The 17,263-nt window shown below is 67.7% G+C and carries 15 protein-coding genes; 12 read left to right on the top strand and 3 right to left on the bottom strand.

The window, feature by feature from the left end; genetic code table 11:
* Nucleotides 1-297: 297 nt before the first annotated feature.
* On the bottom strand, nt 298-897 hold the full coding sequence (locus M4D77_RS14690) for a hypothetical protein (protein WP_159370997.1): 600 nt from the start codon (nt 895-897) through the stop codon (nt 298-300).
* 414 nt (nt 898-1,311) lie between these two features.
* Here M4D77_RS14690 and M4D77_RS14685 point away from each other — a divergent pair, with 414 nt between their 5' ends.
* From M4D77_RS14685 to M4D77_RS14670, 4 genes are all read left to right on the top strand, one after another.
* Complete coding sequence (locus tag M4D77_RS14685; RefSeq protein ID WP_159370996.1) at nt 1,312-2,922, top strand: aldehyde dehydrogenase (NADP(+)); 1,611 nt, start codon at nt 1,312-1,314, stop codon at nt 2,920-2,922.
* A 25-nt stretch (nt 2,923-2,947) separates the two neighbouring features.
* Nucleotides 2,948-3,880 carry a 5-dehydro-4-deoxyglucarate dehydratase gene (locus M4D77_RS14680; RefSeq protein WP_259936534.1) on the top strand — a complete coding sequence of 311 codons (933 nt, stop codon included), beginning with the start codon at nt 2,948-2,950 and terminating at the stop codon, nt 3,878-3,880.
* A 6-nt stretch (nt 3,881-3,886) separates the two neighbouring features.
* Nucleotides 3,887-5,224 carry a glucarate dehydratase family protein gene (locus M4D77_RS14675; RefSeq protein ID WP_259936533.1) on the top strand — a complete coding sequence of 446 codons (1,338 nt, stop codon included), beginning with the start codon at nt 3,887-3,889 and terminating at the stop codon, nt 5,222-5,224.
* Nucleotides 5,225-5,428: 204 nt separating this feature from the next.
* Entirely contained in the window at nt 5,429-6,322 is an 894-nt protein-coding gene (locus tag M4D77_RS14670) for a LysR substrate-binding domain-containing protein (protein ID WP_068971942.1), read from the top strand.
* Nucleotides 6,323-6,460: 138 nt separating this feature from the next.
* Here M4D77_RS14670 and M4D77_RS14665 read toward each other — a convergent pair whose 3' ends face one another.
* Both M4D77_RS14665 and M4D77_RS14660 read right to left on the bottom strand, forming a co-directional pair.
* Complete coding sequence (locus tag M4D77_RS14665) at nt 6,461-6,856, bottom strand: universal stress protein (RefSeq protein ID WP_259936532.1); 396 nt, start codon at nt 6,854-6,856, stop codon at nt 6,461-6,463.
* Complete coding sequence (locus M4D77_RS14660) at nt 6,856-7,896, bottom strand: 2-hydroxyacid dehydrogenase (RefSeq protein ID WP_259936531.1); 1,041 nt, start codon at nt 7,894-7,896, stop codon at nt 6,856-6,858. The genes M4D77_RS14665 and M4D77_RS14660 overlap by 1 nt, the downstream gene beginning before the upstream one ends.
* 369 nt (nt 7,897-8,265) lie before the next feature.
* Between M4D77_RS14660 and M4D77_RS14655 the strand changes: the two genes are divergently transcribed.
* The 8 genes from M4D77_RS14655 to M4D77_RS14620 are packed head-to-tail and all read left to right on the top strand — an operon-like array spanning nt 8,266 to nt 17,027.
* Complete coding sequence (locus tag M4D77_RS14655; protein WP_259936530.1) at nt 8,266-9,840, top strand: ABC transporter substrate-binding protein; 1,575 nt, start codon at nt 8,266-8,268, stop codon at nt 9,838-9,840.
* Between the two features lie 17 nt (nt 9,841-9,857).
* On the top strand, nt 9,858-10,784 hold the full coding sequence (locus M4D77_RS14650) for an ABC transporter permease (protein ID WP_159370990.1): 927 nt from the start codon (nt 9,858-9,860) through the stop codon (nt 10,782-10,784).
* Between the two features lie 29 nt (nt 10,785-10,813).
* Nucleotides 10,814-11,812, top strand: coding sequence for an ABC transporter permease (locus tag M4D77_RS14645; RefSeq protein WP_137808531.1), 999 nt, complete (start codon nt 10,814-10,816; stop codon nt 11,810-11,812).
* Nucleotides 11,809-12,828 carry an ABC transporter ATP-binding protein gene (locus M4D77_RS14640; protein ID WP_159370989.1) on the top strand — a complete coding sequence of 340 codons (1,020 nt, stop codon included), beginning with the start codon at nt 11,809-11,811 and terminating at the stop codon, nt 12,826-12,828. Before M4D77_RS14645 ends, M4D77_RS14640 begins: the two co-directional genes overlap by 4 nt.
* Nucleotides 12,821-13,897 carry an ABC transporter ATP-binding protein gene (locus tag M4D77_RS14635; protein WP_159370988.1) on the top strand — a complete coding sequence of 359 codons (1,077 nt, stop codon included), beginning with the start codon at nt 12,821-12,823 and terminating at the stop codon, nt 13,895-13,897. The genes M4D77_RS14640 and M4D77_RS14635 overlap by 8 nt, the downstream gene beginning before the upstream one ends.
* 31 nt (nt 13,898-13,928) lie before the next feature.
* Nucleotides 13,929-14,648, top strand: a complete 720-nt coding sequence (locus M4D77_RS14630) for a sulfite exporter TauE/SafE family protein (RefSeq protein WP_159370987.1) — start codon at nt 13,929-13,931, stop codon at nt 14,646-14,648.
* Nucleotides 14,649-14,668: 20 nt separating this feature from the next.
* A complete protein-coding gene (locus tag M4D77_RS14625) occupies nt 14,669-16,021 on the top strand; it encodes an enolase C-terminal domain-like protein (RefSeq protein ID WP_159370986.1) in 1,353 nt (450 codons plus the stop codon).
* A gap of 4 nt (nt 16,022-16,025) precedes the next feature.
* Nucleotides 16,026-17,027 carry a 2-hydroxyacid dehydrogenase gene (locus tag M4D77_RS14620; protein ID WP_137808534.1) on the top strand — a complete coding sequence of 334 codons (1,002 nt, stop codon included), beginning with the start codon at nt 16,026-16,028 and terminating at the stop codon, nt 17,025-17,027.
* Nucleotides 17,028-17,263 lie beyond the last annotated feature (236 nt).

Here is a 17,263-nt window from a genome sequence, read left to right as displayed (position 1 = left end):
CAGGTTCGGCGGGTCATCTGCTGCATCTGAGCGGCCGGTTACGACGTCGCCACCGGACTGAACACGCGCATCTGCATTGGGTGAGATGCGCGAGTGTGACCCGGGGTCGGACGTTCGGCGCCGATTGCCGACACGGTCACTGACGGCCTTCGACCTTCCACGGCGCGGTGCACGCGGCCTCCTGCGCCGAAAACGCGTCCACGAGGCCGGAAGAAGCAGAAAATCCCCAACCCCGCACGCGGAGTTGGGGATTCTGCAGCATCTGGGACCCGAGAAGCCAAGCCCTGCTCGCTGGACTTACGGAGTGTTGATCCAGTTCAGGATCGACTGCCCGGCGCGGGGGTCGCCGTTGTTGATACCGATGACCGCTCCGATGGCCGCGCCGACGCCCGCACCCCAGACACAGCCGACGATGATGATGCAGCCGATGATGAGGCCGGCGAGAGCGCCGATGGCGGTGGTGACGTTGCCGCCGCGGTTCCACCCGTTGGTGATGTGCCAGATCATCTGCTGGTAGGCGCGGTCCTTCTTCGCCGAGGCCGGGCGGACGCCGGCAGCGATCGCCGCGCGGGCTTCGGGGGTGAGGATCGGGGTGAACGTCGCCTGGGTGCGGTCGGCGGAGACCTTCGCGCGCATCGGGACAGCGGCGCCGTCGAACGGCAGCACCAGTCCGATTCGCTCGATGGTCCGTCCGTGTGAGTCGACGACCCGGAGTTCCTGCTCGCCTGCGACGAACGTCGCGTTGCGGAGCTGGGAGGTGATGGAGGTCCCGTCGGCGGATGCGCTGGAGAAGTGGGACGGCGCCGCGGGCGCGGGAGCGCCGTGTGCGGTGCCGTAGGAGACGGTGAGTGCCGAGATGGCCAGGGCCATGACGGCGAGGAGGCGAATGCGCTTCATCGGTTCTGGATTCCGCTTTCGTCGAATGGGTGGTGTGCCCGCTCCGACAGCCGGCGCTCGCCGTGGCTCGGCGATGTGCGGTATGTCGGATTCGGCGCAGTGATTGTCCCACTGTCGACTGCTGTTGGTCCGGTACGCGGCGCGGCGTGGGCCGGCCGGATGACGTATCGGCTGACAACCGAGCGCGTCCCGACTGAACCGGACACCTGGGTCGATTCACTCTGAGCATTGAAGACGTCCATATTTGACTTGGACATGTATGGATCGTGGGTTCTACGGTCGGGTCAAGGCCGAGCTCACCGCACAGCCGCGCCGACGGCGACCCGCCATCGAGAGCAGATGACACCTCTCTCGTGGCGCCGCCGCGGCCGGGCCACCTCGGCGGAATGCCAACGCACAACGGATGGGACCACGATGACCATTGCGCAGCACCCCGCACCGCTGACGACGCAGGACCTCACCGGACAACTGATCATCGCGGGTGAGCGGGTGACCGGCGCGGGGAAGGCCGTCCACGGCGTGGACCCGACGACAGGCACTCGTCTCCTGCCCGCGTACACACACGGAACCCCAGCCGACGTCGTCCGTGCCACCGCTGCGGCCGCGGAAGCGTTCGGACCGTATCGCGCCACCTCGTCCGAAGAACGGGCGCGGTTCCTCTCGACGATCGCGGACAACCTCGATGCGGCGACCGAGGTCCTCGTCGAGCGTGCCGTGGCCGAGACCGGACTCCCGGCGGCGCGGATCACCGGTGAGGTGGGACGGACGTCGGGTCAGCTCCGGTTGTTCGCCTCGGTGCTGCGCGAGGGCAGCTGGCACGGCGCCCGTATCGATCCCGCACGGCCGGATCGGACGCCGCTGCCGCGCGCCGACATCCGGCAGCGCAAGGTGCCGCTCGGACCCGTCGCCGTGTTCGGCGCCAGTAACTTCCCGCTCGCGTTCTCGGTCGCCGGCGGCGACACCGCGTCGGCATTGGCCGCCGGATGTCCCGTGGTGGTGAAGGCCCACGACGCCCATCCCGGCACATCAGAACTGGTGGGACGTCTGATCACCGAGGCGGTGGCCGCCACCGGAATGCCTGCCGGCACCTTCTCCCTGCTCTACGGCAGCGGGCCCGACCTGGGTATCGCCCTCGTGACCGACCCGCGCATCAAAGCGGTGGGCTTCACCGGGTCGCGTTCGGGCGGAACGGCTCTCGTCGCCGCTGCGGCGTCGCGAGCCGAACCCATCCCGGTGTACGCAGAGATGAGCTCGATCAATCCGGTCTACCCGCTGGAGGGGGCGCTGCGTGCCGATGCCGCCGGCCTCGGCCGCGCATTCGTCGGCTCGCTGACGATGGGTTCGGGACAGTTCTGCACCAATCCCGGCCTGGTCATCGCGGTCGACGGTCCCGATCTCGATGCATTCATCGCCGCTGCCGCGGAGGCGATCGCCGCCTCGACGCCGACGCCGATGCTGACCCCGGGGATCGCCGCGAGCTACGCCTCCGGCGTGGAGGAGTTCGGTTCGGCCGCGGAGGTTCTCGCCCGATCGGCGGAAGCGACGGGTCCGAACACCTGCGCCGCCGCGCTCTTCGGCACGCGGGCGGAGACCTTTCTCGCTTCGGAGACGTTGCAGCAGGAGATCTTCGGGTCGTCGAGCCTCGTGGTGCGGTGTCGCGACCTCAAGCAGGTGCGGGAGGTGACCGCCGAGCTCGAAGGTCAGCTCACCGCGACCGTGCATGCCGCGGACTCCGACCTCGACGACGCCCGGGTGCTTCTCGAGGCACTCGAACTCAAGGCCGGGCGAATCCTCTTCAACGGGTGGCCAACCGGCGTCGAGGTCGGACACGCGATGGTCCACGGCGGACCCTATCCGTCCACTTCCGACAGCCGTAGCACCAGCGTCGGGTCGCTCGCCATCGAGCGTTTCCTGCGGCCGGTGGCCTATCAGGACGTTCCGACGACGCTGTTGCCGGACCCCATTGCCGACGGAAACCCCGAACAGATCTGGCGCCGTGTCGACGGCGAACTCATCCGCGACTGATCCTCACCCCATCCAAGGAGTCCCAATGCTCAACGGCGTCTTGTTCTTTCCCGTCACACCCTTCGACAGCAGCGGAGAGGTGGACTACCGTCGCCTCGCCGAACACATCGACCGCGGGGTTGCCGCCGGTCCCGGCGGCGTGTTCGTCGCCTGCGGCACCGGCGAATTCCACGCCCTCGGACTCGAGGAGTTCGGGCGGATCGTCCGCTGTGCGGTCGAGACCGTCGCTGGTCGCGTCCCGGTGTTCGCCGGTGCCGGCGGCTCCCTCGTCCAGGCCCGCGAGTTCGCGGTGAGTGCGAAGGCCAATGGGGCCGACGGCATCCTGCTCCTGCCCCCGTATCTGGTGACGATGCCGCCTGCCGGCCTCGCCGAGTACACGCGGTCGGTCGCGGCCTCCACCGATCTGCCGCTCATCGTCTACAACCGCGGCAACGCCCTGTTCGACGAGGCGTCGGCCATCGAGGTCGCCAAGCTGCCGACGGTCATCGGGTTCAAGGACGGCACCGGTGACCTCGACAACGTGTCGCGCATCGTGATCGCGGTCAAGGAAGCACTCGGGGACAGCAAGGAGTTCCTGTTCTTCAACGGCCTGCCCACCGCCGAGATCACCCAGCAGGCCTACCGCGCCATCGGTGTCACGTTGTACTCGTCGGCGACGTTCGCGTTCGCCCCGGAACTGGCCCTGGCCTTCTACAACTCGTTGGAGAACGGCGACGTCGAGCTGACCGAGGCGCTGCTGCGAGAGTTCTTCCACCCCTTGGTCCGTCTGCGCAACAGGGTGCCGGGCTATGCGGTCGCACTCGTGAAGCACGGTGTGACGATGGAGGGCATCGAAGCGGGTCCGGTGCGCGCGCCGCTGGTCCAGCCGACACCGGAGCACCAGGCCGAGCTCGAGCGGATCACCGCCGCCGGGCGCGCCGTCCTCGCGACGACGCTCGCCGCGCAGGCCACGGTCTGAGAACTCATGTCGACGAATACCTTCCAGTCGGTGCCGGTCGGGACGCGAACCGTGGCGAGTCCGCACACCGACACCACGATCACCGAGGTCACGGTCACCCCGGTCGCCTTCGTCGACCCGCCGCTGCTCAACACGGTGGGTGTGCACCAGCCCTACGCACTGCGGGCGATCATCGTGATCGAGACGGCCGGCGGAATCCGCGGGCTCGGCGAGACCTATGCCGACACCGCTCATCTCGCGCGGGTGGAGGCCGCCGCCGAGGCGATCATCGGACTCGATGCCTTCGCGCTCCACAACCTGCGCGATGCCATCGACCTGCGGGTCTCGACCCTGTCGGTGACCGGGGGCGACGGAGTGGCCGGCATGATCACCACGGCCAGCACCACCGATCGTGTCTTCTCGCCATTCGAAGTCGCCTGTCTCGACATCCAGGGCAAGGTCCTCGGTCGACCGGTGAGCGATCTGCTCGGCGGCCGCGTGCGGGACCGAGTTCCGTTCAGCGCCTACCTGTTCTACAAGTGGGCGGCCCACCCCGGGGCGGCCGGCACCAACGGACTGCCGGACGAGTGGGGCGAGGCCGTCGATCCGAGCGGACTGATCCGGCAGGCGCACCGGATGATCGACCGCTACGGGTTCACCGCGATCAAACTGAAGGGCGGCGTGTTCGCCCCCGACGAAGAGATTGCCGCGATCAAGGCGCTGCACGCCGAGTTCCCCGGAATCCCGTTGCGCCTGGACCCCAATGCGGCGTGGACCGTGGAGACCTCGCTGCGCGTTGCGGCGGAACTCGAGGGCATCGTCGAGTACCTGGAAGACCCGACCCCGGGCCTCGACGGTATGGCGCGCGTCGCCGAGCAGGCGTCCATGCCGCTCGCGACGAACATGTGCGTGGTCGCCTTCGATCACCTCGAACCGGCGGTGCGCAAGCGGTCGGTCTCGGTCGTCCTGTCCGATCACCACTACTGGGGCGGCCTGCAGCGGTCGCGTCTTCTCGGCGGTATCTGTGAGACCTTCGGACTCGGCCTGTCGATGCACTCCAATTCGCACCTGGGCATCAGCCTCGCCGCGATGGTGCATCTCGCGGCTGCGACACCCAACCTCACCTACGCCTGCGACACCCACTGGCCGTGGAAGACCGAGGATGTGGTGAAGCCCGGCGTCCTGGGCATCGTCGACGGTGCGGTGCCGGTCCCGACCGGCCCGGGTCTGGGCGTCGAACTCGACGACGAGTCGCTGGAGGCCCTGCACCAGCAGTACCTCGACTGCGGCATCCGCGACCGGGACGATACCGGGTACATGCAGTCCATCGATCCGGGCTTCGTGAACTCCAGCCCGCGGTGGTGAGCGTGAGCACGAGCACCGCCGCGGCGGTTGGGTGAACTCCAGCCCGCGGTGGTGAGCGTGAGCACGAGCACCGCCGCGGCGGTTGGGTGAACTCCAGCCCGCGGTGGTGAGCGTGAGCGAACCCTCGACCGTCACCGTGGGAGTGGGTTAGCGTCATCCACACCACCCCGCAGATTGCCGGGTTACGATGCCGAAAGTGGATCGATGTTCTCTCTGTCGCGCCTGTCCTGCTTCATCGCGGTCGCTGAGGAGCTGCATTTCGGCCGAGCGGCCGAGCGGTTGCACATGACCCAGCCGCCGTTGAGTCGCCAGATCCAGCAGCTCGAACACGAACTCGGAGTTCAGCTCATCGAGCGCAGCAGTCGTGCGGTGTCGCTGACGGCGGCCGGGGCGGCCTTCCTGCCTGACGCGCGGCGGATCGTCGCGCTCGCCGAGGGGGCGGCCCTGACCGTGCGTCGGGTGCCTGCGGGCGACCTGGGCACCGTGAACATCGGTTTCACGGGTGCCTCGGCGCGGGCGGTTTTGCCCCGGCTCATGCAGACGGCCCGCGAGAAGCTTCCCGACGTGCGGCTCGTGTTGCGGGAGATGGTCACCATCGCGCAGGTCGAGGCATTGGTCCGCGGTGATCTCGACCTCGGCATCGTCCGCCCGCCGATCTCTCGCCCAGGTGTGATCTCCCGTCCGCTGCACCATGAGCGCCTGGTCGCCGCCCTGCCCGCCGATCATGAGTTCGCCGACGTCGAGCACCTCGCGATCGAGGACTTCGACGGTCAGGCGGTCATCATGTATTCGCCCACCGATGCGCGGTACTTCAATGAATTGCTGATCAGCACCTTCACCGCGGTCGGGGCGTCGCCCCGCTATGTCCAGTACGTCACCCAGGTGCACACCATGCTCGTCCTGGTGCACTCCGGGCTGGGCATGGCGCTGGTTCCGGAGTCGGCCATGACCATGCATCCCGACGGGGTGGTGTTCAAGGAGGTCACCGCGATCCGCGATCGTCCCGTGCAGATGAACATCGCCTGGCGTGCCGACAATACCAACCCGGCTCTTGCACGATTGATGAGAGACGTTCTCCCCGAACGGGAATGGATCTGACGGCGACCTCGATCGAGTTCGTCGGCTGTGCACCTGAACTCGTCGACGACCTCACCTCGGTGGCCTCGACGGGCGCGGCGGACTCGCTTCGCTCGTTCGACGCTGCTCGACCAGCAGGGGTTGCGGCGGAGAGCCCGATCAGACCGCGGCGCGCACGGGTGGTTTGACTGCGACCACCGGGCACTGTGCGTCGAGCAGCACACGCTGGACGACGCTGCCGGTCAGTAGTTTTCCGACCGGTGAACGCCTGCGCTGGCCGATCACCAGGAGCTCGGCTGCGTCGTCGTACGATGCGTCGATGAGCTGGTCGGCGTGCGAGAGGCCCGGATCGTTCTCGGCGACACGGTAGTCGACGTCACCGGCCTGAGCCACGTCACGCGCGTTCTCCAGGTCGACCAGGAACTCCGGTGACGAGGCGTTGCCGCCATCGGCCACGATCACGACGTCGGTGCCGCGCATACGGGCCTCGGCGAAGCCGAACGGGAGTGCGCCGCGCCCCTCGGGTGTCGGCAGGTAGCTGAGGACGACAGACATCAGATGTCCTTTCGCAGAGCGTGATTCGGTGCGACGACCGGTGTCGACAGGTCACCGGTCCGCAGGAAGGTCTCGAGGTTGGCGAGCGTGAGTTCCTCCATGGCGGCACGTGTCTCGACCGTTCCGCTCGCGAGGTGGGGGAGAAGTACGACGTTGTCCATGGACAGCAGCGCCTCGGGCACCTCCGGCTCGCGCGCGAACACGTCGAGCCCGGCGCCGGCCAGTCGGCTGCGCCGCAGCAGGTCGACGAGGGCGTCCTCGTCGACGACGCTGCCGCGCGCCACATTGATGAGGAAGCCGTCGGCGCCCAGCGACTCGAGGACGTCCCGGTTGACGAGATGGCGCGTGTCGGCACCGCCGGCGGCGGCCACGATCAGTACGTCGACGCGGGTGGCGAGCTCGGCCGGCGACGCCGCGTAGCGATACGGTGAGCCGTCGATGGGACGGCGGTTGTGGTAGGCGATCCGGCACCCGAAGGCGGTCAGGCGGTGGGCGATCGCCGAGCCGATACGGCCCAGTCCGAGGATGCCGACGTCGGTGCCGGAGACCTTCCGGGTGAGCGGAACGTTGCCTTCCACGGGCCAGCGGCCGGCTCGGACGAACCGATCGGCCGCGGCGAGTCCGCGCATCGTGTCGAGGAGTAGTCCGACTGCGGTGTCGGCGACGCAGTCGGTGAGGACGTCCGGGGTGTTGCTGACGCCGATGCCGAGCTCGGCGGCACGGGTGACGTCGGTGGTGTCGTAACCGACGCCGAAATGGACGATGGCGCCGAGGTTCGGGAGCTCGGCCATCAAGCCGGCGTCCACCCCGGTTCGTCCCGAGGTCACGACCGCGGTCACTGCGTCGGCGTTGCGCGCGAGGAAGGCCTTCCGCGCCTCTCGGTCATCGGGCAGTCGCGGGGCGCCGTAGGTACCTTCGAGACGCTCCTCGAGCGAGGGCTTCAGCGGGCCGACGCGGAGAACAGAGCCGTGGAACGACGAAAGGTCCTTCAGTCCAATGGTTTCCGTCGCCGTCGCGGTGCCGGCCGAACTGCTCGTCATGCTTGACCTCCAGGAGTGCAGGACACAGACCGGTCCTTCGGTGGATGTGGTCAACGCTAGGAGTGCCACGGATACCTGTCCAACACGCAAATAACATGGACCGATACTCAAACTGTATTGATACGGGGTTGTCGATTCGTCCAGCGCAAGAGAGCAGCAATGAACCGTCAGGTCAGCGGTGGTTTTGTCTCGCGGAGCACCCGGTTCGGAGTGCTCTCAAAAGATCTCCAAACCCGCCGAAATGGCCTTTTGCTGGGCTTTTGCTCTGTTGACGCCGTCATCGCGACGCTCATAGCGTGTGTCTACCGTCACAACGCGGTCGAGCCCACCGCGAGATCACTCGCAGTCTTTCTTTCATCGGAGGTCCCCATGCAGATCGCAGCTCTGCGATCCCGGAAGCGCCCCGCCGGGTGTCTGCTGGCACTGTCCGCGGTGGCCGTGCTCGCGGCCAGTGGCTGCAGCGTCGCGAACACGACCGCGAGCGAGAGCGCCTCTCCGGACACCCTGCGCATCGTCCTGCCCCAGGAGCCGCCGACGCTGGAACCCTGCGACGCCTCCCTCACGGCCACCGGTGTCGTGGTCCGGTCCAACATCACCGAACCGCTCATCGAACGGGATCCGAACAGTGGCGAACTGCAGCCCAGTCTCGCGACGGCGTGGAGCCAGGTCGAGCCGAACGTTTGGCGTTTCACCACGGCCTCGGGCATTCGATTCAGCAATGGCCAGCCGTTCGACGCCGAGGACGCGGCGTTCTCCATCCGCCGCACGTTCAACGGGGCGATCGGCTGCGACGTCAACGGCTACGTTTTCGACGACAGCACCCGCGAGGTGACTGTGGTCGACCCCAGCACCATCGAGGTCCGCACGGAGACGCCCGACCCGATCCTTCCGCTGCGTCTCTCCTTCATCGAGATCGTCCCGCGCACCACCGTCGCCGACGACAAGGTGCGCGTGCCGATCGGGACCGGCCCCTACATGGTCGACTTCTGGGATTCGGGCCAGCGCGTGGCGTTGACAGCCAATCCGAACTATCACGGCGACGCCCCCGCATTCACCCGCGCCGTCTACCAATGGCGCTCCGAGGGCAGTGTCCGTGCCGCGATGGTCTCCAACGACGAAGCGGACATCGCCACCTCACTCGGCCCCGAAGACGGAGCAGGTGATCTCGGCATCGCCTACACCAACAACGAGACGACCGCCCTGCGCATGCAGGCCACCGATGCGCCCCTGACCGACTACCGGGTGCGCGAGGCCATCGATCTCTCCGTCAACCGCGTCGGCATCGTCGACGCGCTGTTCCAGGGTCTCGGTACACCCGCGGCCCAGCTGGTCGCGGAGGGCATCGTCGGCTACAACGACCAGCTGACCCCGACGCCGTACGACCTCGACCGCGCCAAGCGCCTGGTCGACGAAGCCCGTGCGGACGGGGTACCGGTCGACCGGACCATCCGCCTCATCGGCCGTACCGGTCAGTTCCCGAAGATCAACGAGACCATCGAGAACCTGCAATTCACGCTCAGCAAGATCGGGCTGGACGTCAAGATCGAGATGATGGACACATCAGGTCAGATGCAGTATCAGACAAGGCCTTTCGTACCCGGGTCGGGGCCGGTGCTGCTGATGATCATGCACGGCAACCAGGCCGGTGACACCCAGTTCACCCTCGACCAGTACATGCTGTCCGACGGATACCAGAGCACTTACGGCACAGCCGCCTACGACGAACAGATCCGCGCCGCCGAGGCCCTCACCGGCCCGGCCCGTCAGAACGCACTCGCCGCGGTCCTGGCCGCCGAGCCGCGCGAGATCCGCCAATACGCGTATATCGCACACATGCAAGCAGTTCTCGCGAAAGCGAATCGTGTTGCCTACCGGCCCAATTCGGCCACCGGTGACGAGATGCGTCTCGCCGAGATGACCCACGCGCCAGCCCAGAACGACTGAAACAGAGGCGATGACCGATGCTCACCTTCCTCCGGCGCCGGATGTTCACCAGCCTGATCCCGCTGATCATCGTCTTGTTCGGCGTGTTCTTCATGGCCCGGCTCACCGGCGACCCCACCAATCTCTACCTCCCGGTCTCCGCGACCCCGGAGCAGCGCGCCGAGTTCGCCGCCGCGAACGGGCTCGACAAACCGATCTGGCAACAGATGACCGACTACCTCGCCGGCGTCTTCCACCTCGACTTCGGTGAGTCACTGAAGACCGGTCAGCAGGCGGCGAGCATGGCGCTCGCAGCGTTCCCGGCGACTCTGCAGCTCGCTTTCGTCACGCTCGTGCTGTCGGTCCTCGGCTCGATCATGATCGGTTGCTGGGCGGCCTACCGACCGAACTCACTCGCCGACCGCTTCTCGAGCCTGCTGTCGATGACCGCGGCCAGCGTCCCCGACTTCTGGTTCGCGATCACCGGTATCTGGATCTTCGCGGTTGTCTTCGGCTGGCTGCCGACGTCCGGGACCGGCGGGGTGCTGGCCTGGGTCCTGCCGATCGCGACACTGATGATCCGACCGCTGGGCGTTCTCACCCAGGTGGTGCGCGGCGCCATGGTCTCGGCCCTGTCGGCCCCCTACGTCAAGGTGGCGAGAAGCAAAGGGGCCGGAGACTTCCGGATCGTCACCCACCACGCACTGCGCAATGCGGCCGCCCCCGCCCTCACCGTCGCCGGCGATCTCGCGGTCGGCCTGATCAACGGCGCGGTCATCGTCGAAGCCATCTTCGGCTGGCCCGGCATCGGCAAGCTGATGATCGATTCGATCCTGCAACGCGACTTCGCGGTCCTGCAGGCCGCGGTGCTCCTCACCGCTCTCAGCATCTTCATCCTGAACATCGTCATCGACGCGGGTCTCGCCCTCCTGGACCCACGCGTTCGTGACAAGGCCACGGTCTAGTCGCCGGACACATCGAGGAGTACTGACACATGTCCATCGTCACCGATCCCGTCGACACGACGAGTCCCGTCGCCTCGACCGACATCACCGGCGACTCCGTCGCCGCCAAGAAGGTGCCCGGCGGGCAACTGCCGCTGTGGCGGCTGCTGCTCCGCGACAAGTTCGCGACCGTCGCCGCCGGCATCCTGACCTTCATCCTGCTCACCGCGATCTTCGGTCCGTGGCTGGTCGGGGACGCCGCCACCGACCAGAACCTGGACGAGTCGAACCTCCCGCCGTTCAACCTCGACACGGGCTGGATGAACGTGCTGGGCACCGACCCGCTGGGTCGCAGCATGCTCGCCCGGCTCATCGTCGCCTGCCAGACCACGCTCATGGTCTCCCTGCCCGCGGTGATCATCTCGTGCGTCGTGGGCTCGGCGATCGGCATGTGGGCGGGATACCACCGCGGCTGGCGTGAGACCACCGCGATGCGCATCGCCGACGTCATCATGAGCTTCCCGTCGCTGCTGCTCGCAGTCGTGATCCTGTACGTGTTCTCGCCGAGCGCCGCCAACATCATCGCGGTGCTGGCGATCACCCGGATCCCGATCTACCTACGGACCGCGCGGGCCGAATCCGCCGAGTTGCAGAGTCGCGTGTTCGTGGACGCGGCACGGACCTTCGGTGCGAGCAGCGGTGCGATACTCCGCGGGCACGTCCTGCCGATCCTGCTCCCCACGCTGCTCACCGTGGCCACCCTCGACTTCTGCTACGTGATGCTCGCGGAGTCGTCGCTGTCGTTCCTCGGCATCGGTATCCAGCCGCCCGACGTCAGCTGGGGCCTGATGGTGTCGCAAGGCCGGACCTACCTGCAGACCGCATGGTGGCTGTCGTTCTTCCCGGGCCTGGCGATCGTCATCACGACCGTGTCGGCCACGATGCTGGCCGCGTGGGCGCGCATCGCGACCGACCCCGGTCAGCGGTGGCGACTGACCACCCCGAACGCCCGGAAGCGGTTCTTCTCCTCACGAAAGGCGCTGCGATGAGTGCTCCTGCCCTCGACCGGCCCGACGCCGGCACCGACGATCGGGTCGCACTCGACGTCGTCGACCTGACCGTGGATCTGCGAACGCCCACCGGTACCGTGCGGGCGGTCGACCACGTGTCCTTCCGCGCCCGTCGTGGCGAAACGCTGGCGCTGCTCGGCGAATCCGGGTGTGGCAAGTCGATGACCGCACAGGCGCTCGTCGGGTTGCTCGACCCGATCGCCTCGGTCTCGGACGGATCGATCGTCCTGGACTCCGTCGACCTCGTCTCCGCCTCGGCGTCGAAGCGACGCGAGATGGCCGGCACCGAACTCGCGATCGTGTTCCAGGACGCGCTGACTGCGCTCAATCCGGTGTACCCGGTCGGGACCCAGCTCGCCGAACCGTTCCGCATCCATCGTGGGATGTCGAAGAAGAAGGCCCGTCTCGAGGCGATCGAACTGATGCGGCACGTGGGCATCCCGGAACCGGAGTCACGGGTCGACTCCTACCCGCACCAGTTCTCCGGCGGGATGCGGCAACGTCTGCTGATCGCGATGGCGGTGGCGTTGAGCCCCAAGGTGCTGCTCGCCGACGAACCCACCACCGCGCTCGACGTGACGGTGCAGGCTCAGATCATGGCGCTGCTGGGGCGCCTCCGGGCCGAACACGACATGGCGGTCGTCCTGATCACCCACGACCTCGCGCTCGTCGCCGAGCAGGCCGACCGCGTCGCGATCATGTACGCGGGCAACGTCGTCGAGACCGGGCCGGTGGCCGAGGTCTTCCGCAGTCCGAGGCATCCGTACACCAAAGGACTGCTCGATTCCGTTCCCGTCAGCGCCGAACGCGGGGCCGATCTCAAGTCGATCGGCGGTACGCCGCCCGACCTGCACTCGATCCCGACGGGCTGTGTGTACCAGGCGCGGTGTCCGCTGGCCCGCGCGCAGTGCGTGCAGCAACGGCCGACGCTGACGACCACCGGCACCAACCGGGCCGCGGCCTGCCACTTCTCGGAGGAGATCGACAATGCCTGAGACGACCAGCCTCGCCACGACGCCCGGCCGCGACAAGGCGCGCGGTGCCGCGGCCCCGCTCGACTCGAGTCGGGTCCTCGAAGTACGCGACGTCGGAAAGACCTTCGCGGTTTCCGGCAAGGGCGGCCGCAAACAACTCCGGGCGCTCGACGGGATCGATCTCGATCTCCGCCGCGGCGAGACACTCGGTCTGGTCGGCGAATCCGGCTGCGGCAAGTCCACTCTCGCCCGAACGCTGATGATGCTCGAGCGGCCCGACACCGGCACCGTCCGATGGGACGGCACCGACCCGTACCGGCTCAAGGGCAAGGACCTGCTCGCCCTGCGTCGCAAGGTGCAGATGGTCTTTCAGGATCCGTATGCCTCGCTGAACAATCGGATGACCGCGGCCGAGATCATCGGCGAGCCGTGGCGTACCCACAAGGACCTGTACCCGCGCAAGCGTGACCGGGCCGCCCGCGTCCGTGAACTGCTGCATCTCGTCGGGTTGCGGCCGAGCGACGAACACCGCAGCCCGCAGGAGTTCTCGGGCGGTCAGCGTCAGCGCCTGGGAATCGCCCGTGCGCTCGCGCTCGATCCCGAGGTGATCATCTGCGACGAGCCGGTGTCGGCGCTGGACCTCTCGGTACAGGCGCAGGTGCTGAACCTGCTGAACGAACTCCAGCAGGAGCTCGACATCTCCTACATCTTCATCTCGCACGATCTGTCGGTGGTGCGTCATGTGGCCGACCGGGTCGCGGTGATGTACCTGGGCCGGATCGTCGAAACAGGCAGTACCGAAGCCGTGTTCGACCATCCTGCGCATCCGTACACCGAGGCGCTGATGTCCGCGGCACCGACGCTCGACGCCGACAACCGCCGCGAGCGAATCCTGTTGAGCGGCGAGGTGCCCTCGCCTCTCAATCCGCCGTCGGGCTGCCGGTTCCGGACGCGCTGCGCACACGCCACCGACGTCTGCGCGACCGCGCTGCCGCCGGCCGTCACCGATCGGCAGGAGGCCGGACACATCGCCGAGTGCTATCACCCCCGCGGACGGGTCGGCCTGGGCATGCCCGCCCCGGCGGCGTGAACACGCCCGGCGGTACGAAGGCCGTACTGGCGTGAGCGTCGTGGCATGCGTGACCATCGCGGTGGCCGTGTTCCTCGCGTCCTGCATGCAGGCATCCATCGGTTTCGGGATGGGCATGCTCGCCGCGCCGGTGGTCGCCCTGGTGGCGCCGACACTGCTTCCCGGCATGCTGATCGCTTCAGCGACGACAGTCACGCTGCTGGTGGTGATCCGCGAGCGGGGAAGCCTGGACTTCCGCGGTACCGGGTGGGCTCTGGCCGGTCGGGTCCCCGGGACCATCGCCGGGGCCCTGCTGCTGGTCTGGTTGCCCACCCGCGGTCTGTCATTGCTGTTGGCGGCGGTCGTGCTCGGCGGTGTCGTGATCGCCTCCGTCGGCTGGCGGCCTGCACCGGTACGCCGCAACCTGGCGACCGCGGGCGCGGCCTCCGGATTGCTCGGCACGGCCACGTCGATCGGCGGCCCACCGATGGCGCTGGTGTACTCCGGCGAGGAGAACGCGCACGTGCGTAGCAACATGAGTGCGTTCTTCCTCGTCGGCAGCCTGATGTCGATGGCAGCGCTCGCCGCGACCGGCAGCGTGAGCGCCGAGATCCTCTGGGCGTTCCTCGCCCTGACACCGGTCGTCGTCCTCGGCTTCATCGCCTCCCGCGCCGTCAACCGGGTACTCGACCGGGATCGGCTCCGCACCGTGTCGATCACGGTGTCGGCCGTCGGCGCGGCACTGCTCATCGGCCAGCAGATCTTCTTCTGACACTTCTGAAAGGAATCACCATGACGACAGCCACATCGACGTCCACGACGACCCCGGTGGTCACCGAGATGCGGGTGATCCCCGTCGCGGGACGAGACAGCATGCTGCTCAACCTGTCCGGCGCACACGCCCCGTTCTTCACCCGGAACCTGGTCGTGCTGACCGACTCCGAAGGCAACCAGGGGGTCGGTGAGGTCCCGGGCGGCGAACCGATCCGCACCACGCTCGACGATGCGCGGCCGATCGTCGAAGGACGCGGTATCGGCGAGTACAACGCGGTCCTGCAGGACATCCGGCGCACGTTCGCCGATCGTGACCGTGGTGGCCGCGGGGATCAGACTTTCGATCAACGCATCACGATCCACGCGGTGACCGCCGTCGAATCGGCACTGTTGGATCTCCTCGGCCAGCACCTCCGTGTGCCGGTGACGGCGCTGCTCGGCGAGGGACAGCAGCGTGATCGGGTTGCTGCGCTCGGTTATCTGTTCTTCGTGGGGGATCGCACCAGGACAACGCTGGACTACGCCGACGGTGCCGGCGAGACCGATGACTGGATGCGTTTGCGCCATCAGGAGGCCCTTGATGCCGACGGTGTCGTCGCACTCGCCGAGGCGGCCCAGAAGCGTTACGGCTTCGCCGATTTCAAGCTGAAGGGCGGGGTTCTGTCGCCCGACGAGGAGGCCGACGTCGTCACCGCGCTGGCGGAACGCTTCCCGACGGCCCGGGTGACGCTTGATCCCAACGGCGGCTGGTTGCTCGAGGAGGCGATTCGGATCGGCGGACGCTTGCGCGATGTCGTCGCCTACGCCGAGGACCCGGTGGGACCGGAGGGCCGGTTCTCCGGCCGTGAGGTGATGGCCGAATTCAAGCGCGCGACCGGGTTGCCTACCGCGACCAACATGATCGCGACCGACTGGCGCGAGCTCGGGCACACGATCCGCACGAATGCGGTCGACATCCCGCTGGCCGACCCACACTTCTGGACCATGGCCGGCTCGGTGCGCGTCGCGCAACTGTGTGATGCCTGGGGGCTCACCTGGGGATCGCACTCCAACAACCACTTCGACGTGTCTCTGGCCATGTTCACGCACGTCGCGGCCGCTGCGCCGGGCGAGATCACCGCGATCGACACGCACTGGATCTGGCAGGACGGACAACGTCTCACCACCGAGCCGTACGAGATCGTCGACGGTCACCTCACGGTTCCCGACCGGCCGGGTCTCGGCGTCGAACTCGACATGGAGCAGGTGGAAGCCGCCCATCAGCTGTACCGCTCCGAAGGGCTCGGGGCGCGGGACGACGCGGTCGGAATGCAATTCCTCATCCCGGACTGGACGTTCGACAGCAAACGACCCGCGCTCGTGCGGAGCTGAGGTCGTGGCGGAAACGCGCGGCGACGATCTGAAAGTCGTGGTGGGTGAACGGAACTTCGTACCGCACCGCGAGTTGTTCGAGAGCCTGTTGCCCGCGAGTGTGGACACGTCCTGGCACGCGGCCTTCGACGAGGCCGCGCTCGTGGCCGATCTGGCCGACGCCGACGTCTACGTGGGCGGTCGGGTGACCCCGGCGATGGCTCGCGCGGGATCCGGTCTGCGGCTGGTGCTGACCGGTGGCGCCGGCACCGACAAGGTCAGTTTCGGTGACCTCGCGGCGAACACCGAGGTGGCCAACACCTTTCACCACGAGGATTCGATCGCCGAGTACATCGCCGCCGCGGTGGTCACGGTGCGCCGAGGTCTCCTCGGCCAGGACGCCGCGCTACGCCAGGGGTTGTGGGCCTCGGCGGTGTACCGCGACGGGGTGGAACAGCCGCGGACTCTGCGTGGCGCGATGATCGGCTACGTGGGTTTCGGCCACATCGGTCGACGAACCGCAGACCTGATGGGTGCCTTCGGCGCGCGGGCCTGTGCGGTGACCGGGTCCGGCCGGGTCGCCGACGACACCGGGCTCGAATGGTACGGCGACACCACTGATCTCGATCGTCTGATGGACGAATCCGATGTCGTGGTGGTCTCCGCGCCGCTGACCGCGAGTACCACCGGGATGATCGACGCCGGCCACCTGCGGCGGCTCGGGCCCGTGGGTGTGCTGGTCAACGTGGGCCGCGGCCCGCTCGTCGTCGAGCAGGATCTGTACGAGTCCCTCCGAGACGGGTTGGTCGGCGGAGCAGCGCTCGACGTCTGGTATCGCTATCCGACGGGCAGCGATCGAGCGGACCCGTCGGGCCTGCCGTTCGGCGAATTGCCCAACGTGCTGATGACCCCGCACATCTCGGGGGTCACCCGTGACACGTTCGTGGGGCGGGTGCGCGACATCACCGACAACATCTCCCGGCTGCACTCGGGGCGAGAGGTCCTGCGGGTGGTCGCGCCGTCCTGATCGCGACGCGCGGCATGCTCCTACTCCGAAAGGAGCGCCTCTCAATGCTTTTCGAGGCGCGCCCGGAGCTTGCGGAGGGACCCCGGTCCCCGATCCGAAAGATCGACCCACCATTTGCTCCCTAATCCGAAAGAGCCTCAACACCGCTGGTCTGTGGGGTGCAAGCGATGCCCTCCCTCTGCTCCCTGAGGTGCGAGGAGCGCCAGCGACGAGCCACGAAGGGCCTGGTGTGACAG

The sequence above is a fragment of the Gordonia sp. p3-SID1431 genome (genome assembly GCF_025143765.1).
In the GTDB taxonomy this organism is placed as follows: domain Bacteria; phylum Actinomycetota; class Actinomycetes; order Mycobacteriales; family Mycobacteriaceae; genus Gordonia; species Gordonia hongkongensis.
Note: the sequence above shows the minus strand (reverse complement) of the source record. Positions and strands in the feature narration are given on the sequence as shown.